This window comes from Streptococcus australis (assembly GCF_003943615.1).
GTDB classification, from domain to species: Bacteria; Bacillota; Bacilli; order Lactobacillales; family Streptococcaceae; genus Streptococcus; species Streptococcus australis_C.
The window spans coordinates 119,841-138,455 of the sequence record NZ_RJPZ01000003.1 but is presented as its reverse complement, the minus strand read 5'-3'; the positions used below and the strand labels follow the sequence as shown (position 1 = coordinate 138,455).

Below are 18,615 nucleotides of genomic sequence, written 5' to 3'. Positions count from 1 at the left end.
AGGGAGAAGGGGTTGATACCAATGCCTTATAGATTCATACATTAGGTTACTTCGCTTTAGGTCTGTCTTCGCTGACACTTGATTGTGCTTTTTATAAAAAAGCTAGAACGTCGGAAATGTTAAATCGGTTGAGCCGTCAAGTAAGTCTGCTTAACTTACTAAATGACATTGAAATACGTGGAAATAGTAGTGGAAGCTTTAGATGGTTTTCGAACTTCGGTATGCTCAACTGAGTGCTTTGTAACAAAACTGAAAGAGAAATTGCAAAGAAAACCACTGGTATGTAAAAACGTACCATGAATAGAAATGAAAATCATAACTGTTGTTTTCGTTAGCCTAAATGGTTAATCGCCTCTTGTCAGTGAAGCAGACCAGACCTCTAGTCCCGTAAGACTGGAGGTCTTTTTGTCTGTCATGGTAGAAAGTCGAGGTGAGGGCAGTGGGATTGCCGTATGCACATGAATATAGCTGTCGAGCTCACTTTAAAGAAAGAGCAATGGAACGATTTGGAGTCGATGAAGATCAGTTGAGACGCTGGGTCAATCAACACGTGCCCTCGCTTCATCATTTTGATAGCAGTTTTGATCAACGGCCCGATACGGAAGCCTATGTAGCAGAGGACGGTGTCGTCTTTGTGTGTGATCTGAAGAATCGGGAATTTATTACCTGCTTCCAAGCTGTCAATTTGACGGTGGATGAAGAGCAGAAGGAGGTTTGTCAAGATATTCATCGTGAGAATGTGCTAGCCTATAAACATAGTCAAAGCAAGCTCCTGAATCGCTATCGCTTGAAAGAAGCCAAAGAGTTACTAGCCAATATTGAAGAGCATCTGGATCGATTTTATAGCTTGTCTCAAACCCTTAAGAAGGGGGCTCTCAGCGATCGGAATTACCAGCATTTGGAAGAACTGCTAAATGAGTTTCACGTGATCAAGGCGGCGATACGGGTGATTGAGAATAAGAAAAATGATTATCATACGGACTAGTGTTTCTTTACCAAGCTGACAATCTAGGCTCTTGATCTTCGTCTTAATAAAGGGTCCTCTATCAGATGATGGAGGGCTTTTGTTTGATCTGATTTTTGAAAAAATCGTGAAAAAATAGTATAATGTTCTAGATATGCAAGAAATTTGCAAAACTGTAATTCGACTTGGTGAGCCAAGGACCGTAAGTATGAACCATCACATAAAGGAGAAAACATGAGTAACATTAAGTTGATTACTTTAGGTGGAGTCCGTGAAAACGGGAAAAACCTCTACATAGCTGAAGTAAATGACTCTATTTTTGTTTTGGATGCTGGACTCAAGTATCCAGAAAATGAGCAACTAGGGGTCGATGTTGTTATTCCCAACATGGACTACCTCTTTGAGAATAGCGATCGTATCGCAGGAGTCTTTTTAACGCACGGGCATGCGGATGCCATCGGAGCTCTTCCCTATCTTTTAGCGGAAGCTAAAGTTCCCGTATTTGGGTCGGAGTTGACCGTCGAGTTGGCCAAGCTCTTTGTCAAGAGCAATGACAGTGTCAAGAAGTTCAATGACTTCCATGTGATCGATGCCAATTCAGAAATTGATTTTGGAGGAACCGTTGTTTCCTTCTTCCAGACCACCCACTCCATTCCAGAAAGTTTAGGAATTGTCATCAAGACTCCTGAGGGAAATATCGTCTATACAGGAGACTTCAAGTTTGACCAAACAGCGAGTGAGTCTTATGCGACAGATTTTGGTCGTTTAGCAGAGATTGGTCGTGAAGGGGTGTTGGCGCTCCTGAGTGATTCTGCAAATGCAGATAGCAAGATTCAAGTTGCTAGTGAGCAAGAAGTTGGAGATGAAATCCTGGATACCATTGGGGACTGGGATGGCCGTGTCATTGTTGCTGCTGTTGCTAGTAACCTATCACGAATCCAGCAGGTCTTTGACGCAGCTGCAGAGACAGGGCGTCGGGTTGTTTTGACTGGATTTGACGTAGAAAATATCGTCCGGACAGGGATTCGTTTAAATAAGCTTTCTTTGGCCAACGAAAAATTATTGATTAAGCCAAAAGAAATGTCTCGTTTTGAGGATCATGAATTGATTATTCTTGAAACTGGACGTATGGGTGAGCCGATTAACGGACTTCGTAAGATGTCCATTGGCCGTCACCGTTATGTCGAAATCAAGGATGGTGACTTGGTCTATATCGTAACGACTCCATCTATCGCCAAAGAAGCGGTTATGGCACGTGTAGAAAACATGGTCTACCAAGCAGGCGGAGTCGTCAAACAAATTACTCAAAGCTTGCGTGTATCAGGACATGGAAATGCGCGTGATTTGCAGTTGATGATCAACCTCCTTCGTCCGAACTATCTGTTCCCAATCCAAGGGGAATACCGCGAATTGGATGCCCATGCACGGCTTGCTATGGAAGTGGGGATTTTGCCTGAAAATATCTTCATTCCGAAGAAAGGCGCCATCATGGAATATGACAATGGTGACTTCGTTCCTGCTGGCAGTGTCTCTGCTGGAGATGTCCTCATTGATGGGAATGCCATTGGAGATGTTGGGAATGTCGTTCTCCGTGACCGGAAAGTCCTTTCAGAAGATGGGATCTTTATTGTGGCTATTACGGTTAACCGTCGTGAGAAACGCATTATCTCGAAGGCAAAAGTTCACACCCGTGGCTTTATCTATGTGAAGAAGAGTCGCGACATCTTGCGCGAAAGTGCAGAGATTGTCAACCAAAGTGTGGAAGAATACTTGGCTCAGGATAGCTTCGACTGGGGTGAGCTCAAGGGTGCTGTTCGTGATAGTTTGGCTAAGTACCTCTTTGACCAGACCAAACGTCGACCAGCTATCTTGCCAGTAATCATGGAAGTACGCTAGGATGAACATAAGAGGAAAAGTCGATCGTCGGCTTTTTCTTGTCAAGGAAGAAAGAAATGGTGAGGAAAGATAGATGGCAGTAATGCAGATTGAATACTATTCAGAAGCGCTCGCAATGGAGTGGGGGATCAACGTCCTCTATCCAGATGCGTCTCGAGTGAAAAATCCGGATGATCAAGATATCCCGGTCCTCTATCTCCTTCATGGGATGAATGGTAATCAGTACTCCTGGTTGAAACGGACCAATGTAGAACGAATCCTACGTTCGACCAATTTGATTGTCGTCTTGCCTAATACCAATAATGGTTGGTACACGGATACTCAGTATGGTTATCCCTACTACACAGCCATTGCAGAGGAATTGCCTAAGACCTTGGCGCGTTTCTTCCCCAATATGACCAAGAAACGGGAGAAGACCTTTATCGCTGGTCTATCGATGGGGGGCTATGGATCTTTCAAACTGGCCCTTCAAACCAATCGCTTCTCCCATGCCGCTAGCTTTTCTGGTGCTCTTAGCTTTGAGGGGCGTCAACTGGCAGACACCAACCTTGGAAGTGCAGCTTACTGGAAAGGGGTCTTTGGAGAGCTAGAAGATTGGACGACGAGTCCTTACTCCTTGGAAAGTATTGCGGACAAGTATTCAGATAAAAAGACGGTCTTATGGGCTTGGTGTGGAGAGCAAGATGCTCTGTATGAGGCCAACAATACAGCTGTGGATCATCTGAAGGACCTCGGATTTGATATCACCTATAGCCATGGGCCAGGAAAACATGAATGGTTTTATTGGGAGCGGGAGTTGGAGCATTTCTTAGCAACCCTGCCGATCGATTTTGAACTAGAAGAACGACTCGATTAGGAAGCTACTCCTTCGGAGATGTGCTATAATAGAGTGAAAAGTGCTGGGCCAGTTAGATGAGAAGCCCAGAATCAATGAACAATTAGGAGAAATATACGTGACTAAAGATATTCGTGTGCGTTATGCACCAAGTCCAACAGGACTACTACACATCGGTAATGCCCGTACTGCATTGTTTAACTACTTATATGCGCGCCACCATGGTGGAACCTTTATCATCCGTATTGAAGATACGGACCGCAAGCGACATGTGGAAGACGGCGAACGTTCCCAACTTGAAAACCTTCGTTGGTTGGGCATGGACTGGGATGAAAGTCCTGAGACGCATGAGAACTACCGCCAGTCTGAGCGTTTGGAACTCTATCAAAAATACATCGACCAACTCTTGGCTGAAGGAAAAGCCTACAAATCTTACGTTACAGAAGAAGAATTAGCAGCGGAACGTGAACGTCAAGAAGCTGCTGGTGAAACACCTCGTTACATTAACGAATACCTTGGTATGAGCGAAGAAGAAAAAGCAGCTTATATCGCTGAACGTGAAGCGGCGGGTATTGTTCCTACAGTTCGTTTAGCTGTTAATGAGTCAGGTATCTACAAGTGGCATGATATGGTCAAAGGCGATATCGAGTTTGAAGGTGGCAATATTGGTGGTGACTGGGTTATCCAAAAGAAAGATGGCTACCCAACTTACAACTTTGCCGTTGTCATCGATGACCACGATATGCAAATCTCTCACGTTATCCGTGGAGATGACCACATTGCCAATACACCAAAACAGCTCATGGTTTATGAAGCGCTTGGATGGGAAGCACCCGAGTTTGGTCACATGACTTTGATCATCAACTCTGAAACGGGTAAGAAATTGTCTAAACGTGACACCAATACCCTTCAATTTATCGAAGATTACCGCAAGAAAGGTTATCTTCCAGAAGCAGTCTTTAACTTTATTGCCCTTCTAGGTTGGAACCCTGGTGGCGAGGACGAGATTTTCTCTCGCGAAGAACTGATCAAACTCTTTGATGAAAACCGCCTTAGTAAGTCTCCAGCAGCCTTTGATCAGAAGAAACTAGACTGGATGAGCAACGACTACATTAAGAGAGCTGACTTGGCAACTATCTTTGAAATGGCCAAACCATTCCTTGAAGAAGCTGGTCGTTTGACGGATAAGGCTGAAAAATTGGTGGAACTCTACAAACCACAAATGAAGTCAGTTGACGAAATCGTTCCATTGACAGACCTTTTCTTCTCAGACTTCCCAGAATTGACAGAAGCGGAACGAGAAGTCATGGCGGGTGAAACGGTGCCAACTGTACTTGAAGCCTTTAAGGCAAAACTTGAGGCTATGTCAGACGAAGAGTTTGTGGTAGAAAACATCTTCCCACAAATCAAAGCGGTCCAAAAGGAAACAGGTATCAAAGGGAAGAACCTCTTCATGCCGATCCGTATCGCTGTTTCAGGGGAAATGCATGGTCCAGAATTGCCAGATACTATCTACTTGCTAGGCCGTGAAAAATCTATCCAACACATTGAAAAAATGTTGGAAGAAATTGCAAAATAGGAATCAGCTTTTGAAAATATGCTGTTCATTTCTAAAAAGCCATCGATTCGATGGCTTTTTTGCTGAGATAGAGCATTGATATAGCCAAAATGATTGAAAATAGGATTCAATCATGTATAATCAAGAGAGAATAATTTTTGAGGAGAGAGGGGCATCCTTACCTTGCTGAAAAAAACATGGAATAGAGTGACAAGATTTAAATTAGTGAAATCAGGGAAACATTGGATTCGAGTAGCCTGTTCGAATGCTTCTTTTTTGCGCCCTAAAAAAGAAAGAGATGTTTCCAATTATTCTAGTATGGATGCTCCAAGATCTATAGCCTTAAAAGGTTTGATTGCTACTGGTTCTATTATGGGTGCTACGTCAATCGTGCATCCGACGGATGCTGATGAGCTAGCAGGTCCAACTTTACAGTCAGAAATAGCTTCGGAAGTGGGCGTAGTAGGCAAAGATAGCTTAGTGCTGAGCAGTGTGGGACAGTCGTCAACGACGAGTCTGTCTACGAGCGAGTGGTCTCCATTAGACTCACAGAGTGGCTCTCTTTCTACTACTTTGTCCATGACGCATTCAGAAGTACGCTCTACTTCAATGACGGAAGCTAGCGTCCTTTCAAATGGGAATCAAAAGGCTGTAGCCGTCTCAGATCCTGCTCGGGAAAAACAGCTTCAAAGTATTGCCCGAGATCTTTATTCGTATATAGAACAAGCGAAAGAATTGAAGGATGGAGAAGGACTTGTGTTGGAAGCGGAAGGGGCTCTGGAAGCGATCCGTAACCAATTAGCCGATCCGAATCAAGATGGAGAGGCGACTCTTCTTCAGGTCAAGTCTACCCGGAATCGCTTGGTCAATGCTGTGTTAAGAGAGCAATCAGGGAAGAGAGATCTGCGTACAGGTGGTGCCTTAGAAGCGGACAGTGCATTTCGTGCTCCTTTTGTCATGAGTGGTCCTGCAAATAATCATCTCATTACAGCTTATAATTCTGATCCGATTAGGTTGCAGTACATTGTGAGAGAGCAAAATGGTGGCGTCATTCTCACCTATATGGGCTATGCTCCCAATAGTGAACGGGTTGAGGGGGTTCTCGTTCCCAATGCAACCTTGAAATCGCCTTTTGCGCCCATGTTGATCGAAGGAAAAGTGGGAGGTACAGAGGTTGTCGAACCTGGGAAAACTTATACAATCACGGTTCGTTTTACCAATTCTAGAAATCAGTTTCTTGACCGTTCTTTCCGTATTAAAGTCTTGCCTCAAAATGATGGCATCCGAAATCCGATTGCTCCAGTGACTTCTAATACTCAAGTGACTGATTTGACCAATCTGACAGAGTCTGAAAAAGCGCAGATTTGGGAAAAGTTCAAGGAGGCAAATCCACGTCTACTGGCGTCCAAAGATTTTAAGAGTTATTCAGTCTCTGCAACTGGAGAAATTACGGTTGTCTTCAAGGATGATACGTCCAATACTGTGAAGGTGCCTTTGACAGAGGATCCTCGAACGCAGTCGCTCTCGGTGAGTTATTCACAGAGCGTATCTGAAGCGCAAAGTACTTCTCAAATGCGGTCGCAATCGGCTAAGTTATCAGAGTCTTTGTCTGACAACTATTCAGAATCGGAGAGTGCTTCAACATCAATCGTCGCTTCTCAAAGCACCTCGCTTTCTACAAGTCTCTCGGTATCAAAAGCGACATCTCAATCTTTGAGTGTTTTAGAATCAGAAAGACGTTCAGAATCTGCTTTGGCCTCAGAGAGTGAGTCTACATCAGTCAGTTTGGTGGTATCGGAGAGTCAGTCAAAATCTGTAAGTGGTTCAGAGTCTTTGAGTACCTCTGTTTTAGCAAGTGAGTCTCTTTCGACTTCAGAATCCGAGTCGATTAGTCAGTCGGTATCGGCAAGTGTATCAGAGTCGATCTCAGAATCGTTAAGTATCTCGGTTTCTACAAGTGAGTCAGTTTCAATCTCTCAATCCGAGTCGATCAGCCAGTCTGCATCGGCAAGTGTTTCAGAAACAATCTCCGAATCCTTGAGCGCTTCGGTTTCGGCCAGTGAGTCTCTTTCGACTTCTCAGTCAGAGTCGTTAAGTCAGTCAGTATCGGTAAGTGTCTCCGAATCCTTGAGTACCTCTGTTTTCACGAGTGCTTCAGTTTCGACCTCAGAATCCGAGTCGATCAGTCAGTCGGTAAGCCAGTCTGCGTCGGCAAGTATTTCAGAGTCAGTCTCTGACTCCATGAGTACCTCGGTTTTCACAAGTGAGTCAGCTTCGACCTCAGAATCCGAGTCGATCAGTCAGTCGGTATCGGCAAGTGTTTCCGAGTCAGTCTCAGGCTCTTTGGGTACCTCTGTTTCCACAAGTGAATCAATTTCGACTTCTCAATCCGAGTTGGTCAGTCAGTCGCTATCGGCAATTGTTTCCGAATCAGTCTCGAAATCAGCCTCAGACTCGTTGAGTACTTTGATTTCTACAAGCAATTCTGTTTCGACCTTTGAGTCAGGGTCGATCAGTCAGTCGATGTCAGCAAGTAGCTCAAAATCAATTTCAGAATCGGAGAGTGCTTCAGTTTCCGAAAGCGAGTCAGGGTCGTTAAGTCAGTCAGTCTCGGCAAGTGTTTCCGAATCAGCCTCAGACTCGTTGAGTACTTTGATTTCTACAAGCAATTCTATTTCGACCTCTGAGTCGGAGTCGATCAGCCAGTCTGCGTCGGCAAGTGTCTCAGAAATAGTCTCGGACTCGTTGAGCACCTCGATTTCCGCCAGTGAGTCTATTTCGAAATCTGAGTCAGGGTCGTTAAGTCAGTCAGTCTCGGCAAGTGTTTCCGAATCAGCCTCAGACTCGTTGAGTACTTTGGCTTCTACAAGCAATTCTATTTCGACCTCTGAGTCGGAGTCGATCAGCCAGTCTGCGTCGGCAAGTGTCTCAGAAATAGTCTCGGACTCGTTGAGCACCTCTGTTTCCACAAGTGATTCTATCTCGACTTCTCAATCCGAGTCGGTCAGCCAGTCTGCGTCGGCAAGTATCTTAGAATCCCTTTCAGACTCTCAAAGTGTTTCAGCTTCTCAAGTTGTCTTTGATAGTCAATTGCATAGTAGTTCTGAATCAGAATCCATTTCTTTGAGTACCTTGGATTCTACAAGAGAGTCGGTTTCAACTTCCCAGTTCGAGTCGACAAGCCAGCTGACATCAGCCATGTTATCAGAGTCAGTCTCTAAATTCATGAGTACCTCAATTTTCGCCAGTGAATCTATGTCGGCTTCTCAATCCGAGTTTGTAAGGAGTTCAGAATCTATTTCGAGTTCTTCGAGTCAATCTGCTCCATCAAGTGAGTCTGTTTCGACACCGGAGTCTAGGTCTAACAGTCAGTCTGATTCACTCAGTCTAACCGAGTCGTCATCAGAATCCTTGAGTGGTTCGATCTCAAGAAGCGAAACCCTTTTAGAGTCCTCATTTAACTCGCATAGACAATCAGAGTCAATCAGTCATTCTCAGTCCGTTTCAATGCTAGATTCAGCAAGTGAAGCTCATTCTGGTGGGACTTCGGGAGTGCTCATTCAGTCCCTATCCTCTTCTACTCCAGTGATCCTATCCAATAAAGAAAGCTCATCGAAAGCCGTTCTTCTAGCAACTGGTGAAAAGAAATCTGCGACATCAACCTTATTTGCTACTCTTGCATCTTTCATTGGACTAACTCTATTGGGACGCCGTAAAAAAGAAGAGGAAGAATAACGGTATTTTTTTATAGGGAAACACCCATCTAGTATTCAAAGTGTCTACAAAAGAATCTCATTTTGAGGTTCTTTTTTTCTATTTTACCCTAGTAGATTTCACGGATTTTAGTAAAAGAAAACGGAATTACTTTTGGGAAGGAAATTTTTTGAAAATTGAATGGTTATCTACCTCAAATTACTTGAATATGTATAGTAATGATGTATAATATTAATGACTATAATGTTTAGGGGATATTCATGTTATTTAAACGTTTGAATGGAAAAGTTAGGGAGCTGGATCGAACGACTCGTTTCAAGTTAATCAAGTCTGGGAAGCATTGGGTTCGATCTGAAAATTCTACCTTAGGTTTATTTAAAATTGTTCGTGGAGAAGTGAAAACAACAGTCGGAACGAAGTCAGATAAGGAGCGGTATGGGATCCGTTCTACAAGTCAATTCGTACTGAAAGGCTTATTGGCGACGGGAGCAACTGTTGGTGCCACCGCCATTATCAATACGGCTTATGCGGATGAAGCAGGTGTTGATGTGGCTACAACTTCTGAATTACAGAAAGAAACCTTAGCAGAAGCGAATAGCTTGGTGATTGGTTCTGTATCTGATGCTAGATCAATGTCAGAAGAAAGTCTAGAATCGACAAGTTCTTCTGCCTCTTTAGGCGAGCAAACATCTGAGAGTCTTTCTGTGTCTCAGAGTGAATCTACTTCAGAAACATTGACGACATCAGAGTCAAACGAGGAAACGACCGAAACGGTTCTAGGAGCAACGGATAAGGCTATCTTGGAACAGAATATGTCAGAGGCTACCTTATTGACCCAGATGGCTGAAAATCATGCCTCAAACCTTGCAGATGCGGATCAGAAAACAGCTCTCTCAGTTGCGATTGCTAAGGTACAAACAGAATTGTCAACTGGTACTCAGTTGCTTAATGAACATGTGGCGATGCAAGCCTATGTGGATCAACGTCAACGATTAAATAAGTCTGTTGATGAAATGATGCTTGTACTGAAAGCGACAGGTTTTGTGGGGAATAGCAGTGTAAACGGCAAACCTGCTATTGTAGCTCAGTTGGCACCGATTTATGAAATCGTAACAGACTCTAAAGAGTTGTCCAATATCACTCCTAATTTGGATGATCGAAACGGGGCTAGCATAGAAGACGTTGCTTTGAAATATGAAGACATAGAAAAGGATCCGAATTTAGATAAATCGGTAATAAATCTCGATCCTGTGACTCTTAAGTCTCTGTCTGAGAAACATGATGTGACGCGCTATACCTTTGCTATTTGGGATTTCGTTAATCGAGTGAAGCCGGACCCTCTGGATTATTATGCAACCTTATCCGTCGACCGTAGCTCGATTGGTTCAACTACTCCTAAAGGTCTCGATGTATACTTCCGTCTGGTTAAAAAATCTAGTGGTACGGAGGTTTTTGCTCAAACAGTTAAAGCAAATAGTGTGGTTGAATTTGATTTACCAAAGGAATTAACAGGTTCAGATACAAACCGCCAATATAGGGTTTCTTACTCAATTTATGATGATGGGAAACCTGGAGTTATACGGATGCAAAGTGTGGATTACCAGACTCCTAAGTTTATGATCCATCAGCTTTATGATGTGGTAGAACCTAAGAATGTAGGTATTTATGCACCATCGACCGTAGCATCAATTGTCCCATCACGAAGTGCTGAACACGTCACTTATTACAAGCTCGTTGACGACAAGGGAGAATTCCGGCAAGGAGCTTACGTTCCGAATGGTAGAGAAACTGTTTTGGCCTCTTATGCCCAGGTTGGTATTGAAGGTCAGGAGTACACAGCTTCAGCTGCTCGACAATTGGACGGATTTGTGCAAGTTCCACTGGTAGACTATCATCAGAATAAGATGTCTGGTGTCTTTGATCTTAGTGAAGTCGGGAAACAGACTGTCGAAACCTATCGAGGAGGGGCAAGAGACCACTATATTAAGCTTGTCCGAGAAGTAACGAGTCCAAATGGTGATTATACCTTAAAATACTATGTCTTGGATCCTTCTAAACTATGGAATTACCGCAAAGGAGATAACGGTACAGTATTTGATCTTGCAAATTATACCTTAGTGTATGAAAAGGCCTTTAGAAACGATCATTGGAATGAAACCTTTGAACATCTTGAGACGCGAGAGGTAAAAAGCAAGAAAGAAGATTATTCTCTTACAGTTACTCCTGATTTTTCAGATGGAAAAAACTTTAAGTTAAAAATCTCAGGTTGGTTCTCCTTGACAGAGAAGGTAAGCTATACGGATGAAAAAACGGGTAAGGAATATTCTTTTCGTAAACCATATACTTCCGCTCCAGAAAAGCAGGCACAGCTGAGTGGTAGCCATATTGTGGGTGATGATGCATCACTGCAAGGCGCTGACGGATTTTCTAAGTTTTATCATACAGTTTCGACCGGGGTGAGTTACTCGCCATCGAAGAGTGTGAATTACTATTACCGAAGAATGACTCCTTCTGAATTGCGATCTCAATCACTCAGTTATTCAGCTTCTCATTCGATGTCAGCACAAGATAGTCTTTCCTACTCAGAAAGCAGCTCACAAGTAGTTGCTTCAGAGTCTCAATCTCTATCTGCAGCTGTTTCTCTGTCGGCTCGTCAATCAACCTCCTTATCTGAGTCGGTGTCAAGTAGTGACTCAGTATCAGATAGTCTATCCATTTCACAGGTACTTGAATCTCAATCGCTATCTTCTTCTCAGTCTGATTTGCAGAATGATTCAGAGGTCTCTGCCTCAGCATCGGTAAGTAGCTCCTTGTCAGCCTCAGAGAAGTTAGTTTCTGAATCAGAGAGTGGATCGTTGTCTGTATCGGAGTCCATCACTTCAGCATCGGCAAGTGCTTCTCTATCAGCATCAGAGGTAGACGTTTCTGAATCATTAAGTAGCTCTCTATCAGCCTCAGAGAAGTCAGCTTCTGAATCATTAAGTGGTTCCTTATCTGTATCAGAGTCAATCGCTTCAGCATCGGCAAGTAGCTCTTTATCAGCTTCAGAGAAAACCGCTTCTGAATCAGTGAGTGGCTCCCTGTCTGTATCGGAGTCAGTTGCATCAGCCTCAACGAGTACTTCGATGTCAGCTTCAGAGAAGTCTGCATCCGAATCAGAGAGCGGATCGCTGTCTGTATCGGAGTCGATCTCTTCAGCATCGACAAGCGCTTCGGTATCAGCCTCAGAGGCAACCGTTTCGGAATCAGTAAGCAGCTCTCTATCAACTTCAGAGAAAACAGTTTCTGAATCATTAAGTGGATCTGTGTCTGTATCGGAGTCGATCTCTTCAGCATCAATAAGTGCTTCGGTATCGGCTTCAGAGGCATTAGCTTCCGAATCGGTAAGTAGCTCCTTGTCAGGCTCAGAGAAGTTAGTTTCTGAATCAGAGAGTGGATCTCTGTCTGTATCGGAGTCGATCTCTTCAGCATCGGCAAGTGCTTCTCTATCAGCATCAGAGGTAGCCGTTTCTGAATCATTAAGTAGCTCTCTATCAACTTCAGAGAAAACAGTTTCTGAATCATTAAGTGGATCTGTGTCTGTATCGGAGTCGATCTCTTCAGCATCAACAAGTGCTTCGGTATCGGCATCAGAGGTCTCTGTATCGGAATCGGTAAGTAGCTCTTTATCAGCTTCAGAGAAGTCCGCTTCTGAATCAGTGAGTGGATCCATGTCTGTATCGGAGTCGATCTCTTCAGCATCGACAAGCGCTTCGGTATCAGCCTCAGAGGCAACCGTTTCGGAATCAGTAAGCAGCTCTCTATCAACTTCAGAGAAAACCGCTTCTGAGTCATTAAGTAGTTCCCTGTCTGTGTCAGAATCGATTGCATCAGTCTCAACAAGTACTTCAGAATCTGTAGCTCAAATGGAATCTTCTGAACTTCAATCAGCCTCAGTCTCTGAGTTGACTTCGGTATCAACCAGCGTTTCCGTTTCAGCATCAACAAGTGCGTCGATTTCAGCAAGTGCATCTGATTCAGTCTTGAATTCCGAGTCTGTTTCAATCAGTACATCAGAATCAACCTCACGCAAGCAAGCCTCTGAATTGGTATCCGCTTCGGCATCTGATTCAGTGTCAACTAGTGAGTCAGTATCAGTAAGTAGCTCCGAGTCTGTTTTGAATTCTACATCGGTTTCAGCAAGCTCCTCAGAATCAACCTCACGCAAACAAGCTTCAGAGTTGGAATCTGTTTCAGCATCTGATTCAGTTTCAACCAGCACATCAGCGTCTGTAGCTCAAATGGAATCTTCTGAACTTCAATCAGCCTCAGTTTCTGAGTTGACTTCGAAATCAACCAGCGTTTCCGTTTCAGCATCAACAAGTGCGTCGATTTCGGCAAGTGCATCTAATTCAGTCTTGAGTTCCGAGTCTGTTTCAATCAGTAGTTCTGAATCAACTTCATACAAGCAAGCATCTGAGTTGACGTCCGCTTCAGCCTCGGAGTCAGTGTCAACCAGTGAGTCTGAATCGGTAAGTAACTCAGAGTCTGTTTTGAATTCTACATCGGTTTCAGCAAGCGCATCCGAATCAGTCTTAAATTCCGAGTCTGTTTCAATCAGTAGCTCTGAATCCACTTCACGCACGCAAGCCTCTGAATTGGCATCCGCTTCATCCTCAGAGTCAGTTTCAACTAGTGAGTCAGTATCAGTAAGTATCTCAGAGTCTGTTTTGAATTCTACATCGGTTTCAACAAGTACCTCTGAATCAACCTCAAGCAAACAAAGCTCAGAATTGGAATCTGTTTCAGCCTCAGAGTCAGCCTCAACAAGTAGCTCTGAATCTGTCTTGAATTCTGAATCAGTTTCAGCAAGTGGCTCAGAATCTACCTCAAGTAAGCAAACATCAGAGTTGACTTCGAAATCACTAAGCGATTCTGTTTCAGCGTCAACAAGTGCTTCAGAATCTAGAGAGTCAATTTCAGCAAGTGCCTCAGAATCAGTCTTGAGTTCAGAGTCTGTTTCAATCAGTAGCTCTGAATCAACTTCACGCAAGCAAGCATCTGAGTTGGCGTCGGCGTCGGCATCTGCTTCAGTGTCCACTATTGAGTCATTATCAGTAAGTAGCTCCGAGTCTGTTTTGAATTCTACATCAGTTTCAGCAAGCGCATCCGAATCAATCTTGAGTTCAGAATCTGTTTCGACCAGTACCTCTGAATCAACCTCAAGCAAACATAGTTCAGAGTTGGAATCAGTTTCAGCCTCAGAGTCAGTTTCAACCAGCACTTCAGCATCCGTAGCTCAAATGGAATCTTCTGAACTTCAGTCTGCATCCGTATCTGAGTTGGCTTCGGAATCAACGAGCGTTTCCGTTTCAGCGTCAACAAGTGCTTCAGAATCTAGAGAGTCAGTTTCGGCAAGCGCATCCGAATCAGTCTTAAATTCCGAGTCTGTTTCAATCAGTAGCTCTGAATCCACTTCACGCACGCAAGCCTCTGAATTGGCATCCGCTTCATCCTCAGAGTCAGTTTCAACTAGTGAGTCAGTATCAGTAAGTATCTCAGAGTCTGTTTTGAATTCTACATCGGTTTCAGCAAGCGCCTCAGAATCAACCTCACGCAAACAAGCTTCAGAGTTGGAATCTGTTTCAGCATCTGATTCAGTTTCAACCAGCACATCAGCATCTGTAGCTCAAGTGGAGTCGTCTGAACTTCAGTCTGCCTCAGTATCTGGGTTGACTTCAGAATCCACTAGCGTGTCAACTTCAGCATCGATAAGTGTGTCAGAAGCAAGTGCGTCGATTTCAGCAAGTGCCTCAGAATCAGTCTTGAGTTCAGAGTCTGTTTCAATCAGTAGCTCTGAATCCACTTCACGCACGCAAGCATCTGAGTTGGCGTCAGCTTCGGCATCTGCTTCAGTGTCCACTATTGAGTCATTATCAGTAAGTAGCTCCGAGTCTGTTTTGAATTCTACATCGGTTTCAGCAAGTGCCTCAGAATCTGCCTCAACTAAGCAAGTCTCTGAATTGACTTCGGCATCCACTAGCGTGCCAACTTCAAGTAACCAAGCTTCTGCCTTAGAGTCAGCCTCAACATCTGGGTCTATCTCAACATTGGCATCAGCATCGCTCCAAGTGAGTGCATCCAACCAGCCTTCGACAGATAGATCGACTTCGTCTAGTTATTCGATGTCACTGACATCAAGTTGGTCATCCGTTTCCGCCTTGGCTTCAAACGCGGTAAACGAATCTACAGTGGTGTACGAGTCTGCTTCGGCGAGCCCTCAGGAACCAAGGAGCACACTTGTTTCATCAAAAGCAAGCCAGCTCTTATCGGAATCGACTTCTCTTTCAACGAGTAGGTCTACTTCTAGCTCGGCAAGCCAATCTCATTCAGAAAGTCAAGCGACTCCTCAGATGAGCTCCTCTGGAGAGAAATCGGCTGCTTCTGTATCCGAAGCAAAATCGACGTCGGACTCTCTCGGAGTGACTTCACGTGAGCTGTTCATCACGCTTGTAGTAGCTTTCTTTGCAGGCTTGGCCTCATTTTTCCATCGTAAAAAGTAAATACAATTATCTTTCTTAAAATTGAAAATTTGCTTATTTCGATTCTACTGATATACCGGCAGATCCATGAGAGGATTTGTCGGTTTTCTTTGAGAATGTCGGGGTGAAAAGCCTCGTGAAATATGGTATAATGAATGGAGAAAAGCTAGATGAATAGTGGTTCTTCAGATCATCTTCTGAAGAACTTTTTTCTCTTATAGATAAGAGATTGTTTAGGTGAAATGGTTCAGTCTTATGCGAGTGTTTGATGAGCGGATTTAGGTAGGATAACCATTTGAGAGAAGGGGGAGTAGAAGAGTAGGATATGATGAAACAATCTGGAGTTAGGAATCGATTATGTTGGACGATCCTATTCATCTTTGTTTATGTTTTAGGAAGTAAAATCACCTTACCCTTTGTGGACCTAGCAAAGGTTTTAAATGTGAACGAAGGTACTGCAAGGGGTCTGGAGTTGACGAGTGCTATCATGGGTGGAAACCTTCGTGGCTTGTCCATTTTTGCCCTCGGGCTTTCGCCTTGGATGTCTTCAATGATCTTGTGGCGGTTGTTTACAGTATCTAAACGTCATAACCTGGAGAGAACCAGTTCGGACCTTGTGGAGCGACGGAAGATGTATCTGACACTTGCTTTGGCTCTTGTGCAATCTTTGGCAGTTTCCCTCTATCTCCCGTTAGAAACAGACCTGAGCCCTCTTCTAGTGGTCTCGCTTAATGCCTTGATTATGATAGCAGGTACTTTTTTCTTAGTCTGGTTAGCTGATTTAAATACCGCACTAGGCTTGGGGAATTCTATTGTGATCATGATGGCGGGGATGCTTCTGTACTTACCAGAGGATGTCCTTGGGACCTTATCAAAGAGTGGGCTTCCAGCATACAGCCTTCTGTTTCTATTTCTCCTCTTGTTAGCATTTATGTATATGGTCGTATGCATCGAGTATGCTCGCTATCGGATCCCTGTGAATAAGCTGGGGATTCACAACAGTTTGAAAGCTCACACGTTTTTAGATGTAAAGCTCAATCCAGCTGGAGGCATGCCCTTTATGTATGCCATGACCTTGGTTTCTATCCCGCAATACATCTTTTTGCTGGTCCAAGCCATTAATCCCCGTGCTTCATGGGCTGGCACTATTGCTAAGGAGTTGGTAATAGGAGAGCCAGCGTGGATATTTCTCTACGGTCTGATGATGGTCCTTCTGTCCTTTGCTTTTGCCTTTGTAACGGTCAATGGGGAAGAAATTGCAGACAAAATGATGAAAAACTCAGAGTATATTGATTTCGTTTATCCTGGAGAAGAGACGCGTAGGTACATCAATCGAATTGTCTTTCGTTTAACGGTTTTTGGGACGCTGTATTTAATCCTGTTTACCGTGCTGCCCTTCCTTCTTCTGCTTTGGGATAGAGGACTCTTGCGTTTGGTCATGATTCCCGGAAGTTTTCTCATGTTTGTGGGGATGATCTCGACGATCCGGGAGGAAGTTCGAGCTCTTCGCGTGAACCAACGCTATACAAGATTGTTTTAGGAGTTGCTATGTATTACTTTATACCAGCCTGGTATGGCAGCGAGCGTATTTGGCACAGTACGACGACGCCTTGGTATTGGTCGAAAGATATGATTGAATTTGATGAGACCATTCATCAAATTCTAGTCTTCCAGGAAGCGGGAGTGGAGCGGAAATTAGTGCTTCCACATTATTGCCCACAACTGCGTTACTACCTCCATCGGCAAGATTTGTTGGAAACAGACTATCTGTCAATTTTTGATCACATTCAGGGGATTTCCCCTCGCCAAGAGATGATACCGGTCCAGGTCGAGGATTTGGAATGGCCAGCTCAAACAAGCTTTGCCTATACTCCTTTTCAAATAGTGGCTTTCTGTCGCGGTCAGGTCATCGCTAGTATCGATTTGGGGACAGATGGGAATCTTCTTTCAGTTAATCGGCTAAAGGATAAAGAAACGGTTTATGTGCAGTATCTAGATGATCGAGGCTTTATTTCCAGTGTCTTATACTACAAAGAGGGAAGTCCGTATTTCCAAGACTATCTAACCCCCGAAGGGGACTGGGTTTTGAGAGAGTTATTGATGGATGCTAGCCACATGGTCTTTGTTAATGAAGCCTTTCAGAAGCAGTTTAAACGAGAAACTTACTCGGACATGGGCGAAGTGGTTGCTGAAAAAATGAAAGCTATACTAGAAGACCTAGTTCCCGGTCACGATCGTATGGTGATTGCGGCCCATCCAGCTAACCTACCCTTTATCCAACAAGTGGAGCGGGGCATTTCAAAGGTTCTCTCTTTTTATGGGCAACGCCAGCCACTATCACAAGAAGATTCCTTGCTTCATTTTTCTTTAAAAGAGGTTGACTTGGTGCTAACTGATAGTGAAAAAACGAAACAAGATTTGCTTCGTCTTGCTCCAAGTATTGCTTCTAAGGTCCATCGCCTGACGTCCTTTGATTCGCGGCTGAGATTGGGAAGCAGTCAGGAGAGGAAAGAGTCGAAAATCTTTTTCTATCTGGATGAAAAGAACCTCCCCTCTCCATCCGCTTTAGAGAAAGTGTTCGAAATCTTAGCGAAAAACCCTTTATTTGAAGTCGTTTTCGCGATCTACAATGCTTCTGATGAAGCAGTAGCGACACTGGATCAGCAGTTAGAAGACTTAGCTGGCGAGATGGGGATGGCTGCTAGAGGTGTTCAGGTTGATTCTCGCGAGCTGGGAGAAAACCACATCCTCGAAGATGCTTCTCTCTTTGAAAAGAAGCTAGATCGTTATAAGGTTCAAAATTTCTTTCATGAGAACGACATCATCAAAGAATTAGAACAGACTCGCTTAATAGTAGATATGAGTGAGGAACCCAATCTGTATACACAGATTGCAGGTATTTCGGCAGGGATTCCTCAGATCAATCGCACCCAAACAGAGTATGTAGACCATTTAAAAAATGGATATGTCCTGGGGGAGCTGGAGGAAGAGCTAGAAAAAGCGATGGACTATTTCCTTAGAGATCTTAAACCATGGAATGAATCGCTGATTTATTCCGTCGAAAAGATTCAAGAATACACAGGCCAGCGCTTGATCGCCAAATGGGAAGGATGGATGGAAAACTAGG

General features: G+C 43.9%; 13 protein-coding genes and 1 pseudogene. 9 read left to right on the top strand and 5 right to left on the bottom strand.

Annotated elements, in window-relative coordinates; all coding sequences use genetic code 11:
- Positions 1-496 precede the first annotated feature (496 nt).
- The 6 genes and pseudogenes from D8785_RS04380 to D8785_RS09935 form a co-directional block, all read left to right on the top strand.
- Positions 497-985 (top strand): hypothetical protein, encoded by a 489-nt coding sequence (locus D8785_RS04380; protein ID WP_125374604.1) that lies wholly within the window; start codon positions 497-499, stop codon positions 983-985.
- Positions 986-1,198: 213 nt separating this feature from the next.
- Positions 1,199-2,860, top strand: coding sequence for a ribonuclease J (locus D8785_RS04375; protein WP_125374603.1), 1,662 nt, complete (start codon positions 1,199-1,201; stop codon positions 2,858-2,860).
- Between the two features lie 73 nt (positions 2,861-2,933).
- A complete protein-coding gene (locus D8785_RS04370) occupies positions 2,934-3,716 on the top strand; it encodes an alpha/beta hydrolase (protein WP_125374602.1) in 783 nt (260 codons plus the stop codon).
- A 97-nt stretch (positions 3,717-3,813) separates the two neighbouring features.
- A complete protein-coding gene (gene gltX, locus D8785_RS04365; protein WP_023024559.1) occupies positions 3,814-5,274 on the top strand; it encodes a glutamate--tRNA ligase in 1,461 nt (486 codons plus the stop codon).
- Between the two features lie 186 nt (positions 5,275-5,460).
- Positions 5,461-8,988: a KxYKxGKxW signal peptide domain-containing protein gene (locus D8785_RS04360; RefSeq protein ID WP_125374601.1), complete on the top strand. Its 3,528-nt coding sequence runs from the start codon at positions 5,461-5,463 to the stop codon at positions 8,986-8,988.
- A 239-nt stretch (positions 8,989-9,227) separates the two neighbouring features.
- A pseudogene (locus tag D8785_RS09935) lies at positions 9,228-9,467 on the top strand (accessory Sec-dependent serine-rich glycoprotein adhesin); the annotation flags it as partial.
- A gap of 2,252 nt (positions 9,468-11,719) precedes the next feature.
- Here D8785_RS09935 and D8785_RS04350 read toward each other — a convergent pair.
- From D8785_RS04350 to D8785_RS04330, 5 genes are all read right to left on the bottom strand, one after another.
- Complete coding sequence (locus D8785_RS04350; RefSeq protein WP_125374600.1) at positions 11,720-12,679, bottom strand: midas domain-containing protein; 960 nt, start codon at positions 12,677-12,679, stop codon at positions 11,720-11,722.
- 210 nt (positions 12,680-12,889) lie between these two features.
- On the bottom strand, positions 12,890-13,228 hold the full coding sequence (locus D8785_RS04345) for a hypothetical protein (protein ID WP_125374599.1): 339 nt from the start codon (positions 13,226-13,228) through the stop codon (positions 12,890-12,892).
- A 36-nt stretch (positions 13,229-13,264) separates the two neighbouring features.
- Positions 13,265-14,230, bottom strand: a complete 966-nt coding sequence (locus D8785_RS04340) for a cell wall anchor protein (protein WP_125374598.1) — start codon at positions 14,228-14,230, stop codon at positions 13,265-13,267.
- Between the two features lie 36 nt (positions 14,231-14,266).
- Positions 14,267-14,620 (bottom strand): hypothetical protein, encoded by a 354-nt coding sequence (locus D8785_RS04335; protein WP_125374597.1) that lies wholly within the window; start codon positions 14,618-14,620, stop codon positions 14,267-14,269.
- A gap of 36 nt (positions 14,621-14,656) precedes the next feature.
- Positions 14,657-15,091 carry a hypothetical protein gene (locus D8785_RS04330; protein ID WP_125374596.1) on the bottom strand — a complete coding sequence of 145 codons (435 nt, stop codon included), beginning with the start codon at positions 15,089-15,091 and terminating at the stop codon, positions 14,657-14,659.
- A gap of 40 nt (positions 15,092-15,131) precedes the next feature.
- Here D8785_RS04330 and D8785_RS09740 point away from each other — a divergent pair, with 40 nt between their 5' ends.
- From D8785_RS09740 to asp1, 3 genes are all read left to right on the top strand, one after another.
- The gene (locus D8785_RS09740) at positions 15,132-15,509 is read left to right on the top strand and encodes a hypothetical protein (RefSeq protein ID WP_185759625.1); all 378 of its coding nucleotides are present in this window, start codon (positions 15,132-15,134) and stop codon (positions 15,507-15,509) included.
- Between the two features lie 304 nt (positions 15,510-15,813).
- Complete coding sequence (gene secY2, locus D8785_RS04325) at positions 15,814-17,028, top strand: accessory Sec system protein translocase subunit SecY2 (RefSeq protein ID WP_125374595.1); 1,215 nt, start codon at positions 15,814-15,816, stop codon at positions 17,026-17,028.
- A gap of 8 nt (positions 17,029-17,036) precedes the next feature.
- On the top strand, positions 17,037-18,614 hold the full coding sequence (asp1, locus tag D8785_RS04320; protein WP_125374594.1) for an accessory Sec system protein Asp1: 1,578 nt from the start codon (positions 17,037-17,039) through the stop codon (positions 18,612-18,614).
- The last annotated feature ends 1 nt before the right edge of the window (position 18,615 follow it).

What these genes read in the sequence shown, in the direction of transcription:
- D8785_RS04350 (WP_125374600.1), bottom strand. Translation starts at nt 12,679, where the DNA reads ATGGATCCACTCACTGATTCAGAAGCGGACTTCTCTGAAGCTGATAAA.
- secY2 (WP_125374595.1), top strand. Translation starts at nt 15,814, where the DNA reads ATGATGAAACAATCTGGAGTTAGGAATCGATTATGTTGGACGATCCTA.
- D8785_RS09740 (WP_185759625.1), top strand. Translation starts at nt 15,132, where the DNA reads ATGTCACTGACATCAAGTTGGTCATCCGTTTCCGCCTTGGCTTCAAAC.
- D8785_RS04370 (WP_125374602.1), top strand. Translation starts at nt 2,934, where the DNA reads ATGGCAGTAATGCAGATTGAATACTATTCAGAAGCGCTCGCAATGGAG.
- D8785_RS04380 (WP_125374604.1), top strand. Translation starts at nt 497, where the DNA reads ATGGAACGATTTGGAGTCGATGAAGATCAGTTGAGACGCTGGGTCAAT.
- D8785_RS04375 (WP_125374603.1), top strand. Translation starts at nt 1,199, where the DNA reads ATGAGTAACATTAAGTTGATTACTTTAGGTGGAGTCCGTGAAAACGGG.
- asp1 (WP_125374594.1), top strand. Translation starts at nt 17,037, where the DNA reads ATGTATTACTTTATACCAGCCTGGTATGGCAGCGAGCGTATTTGGCAC.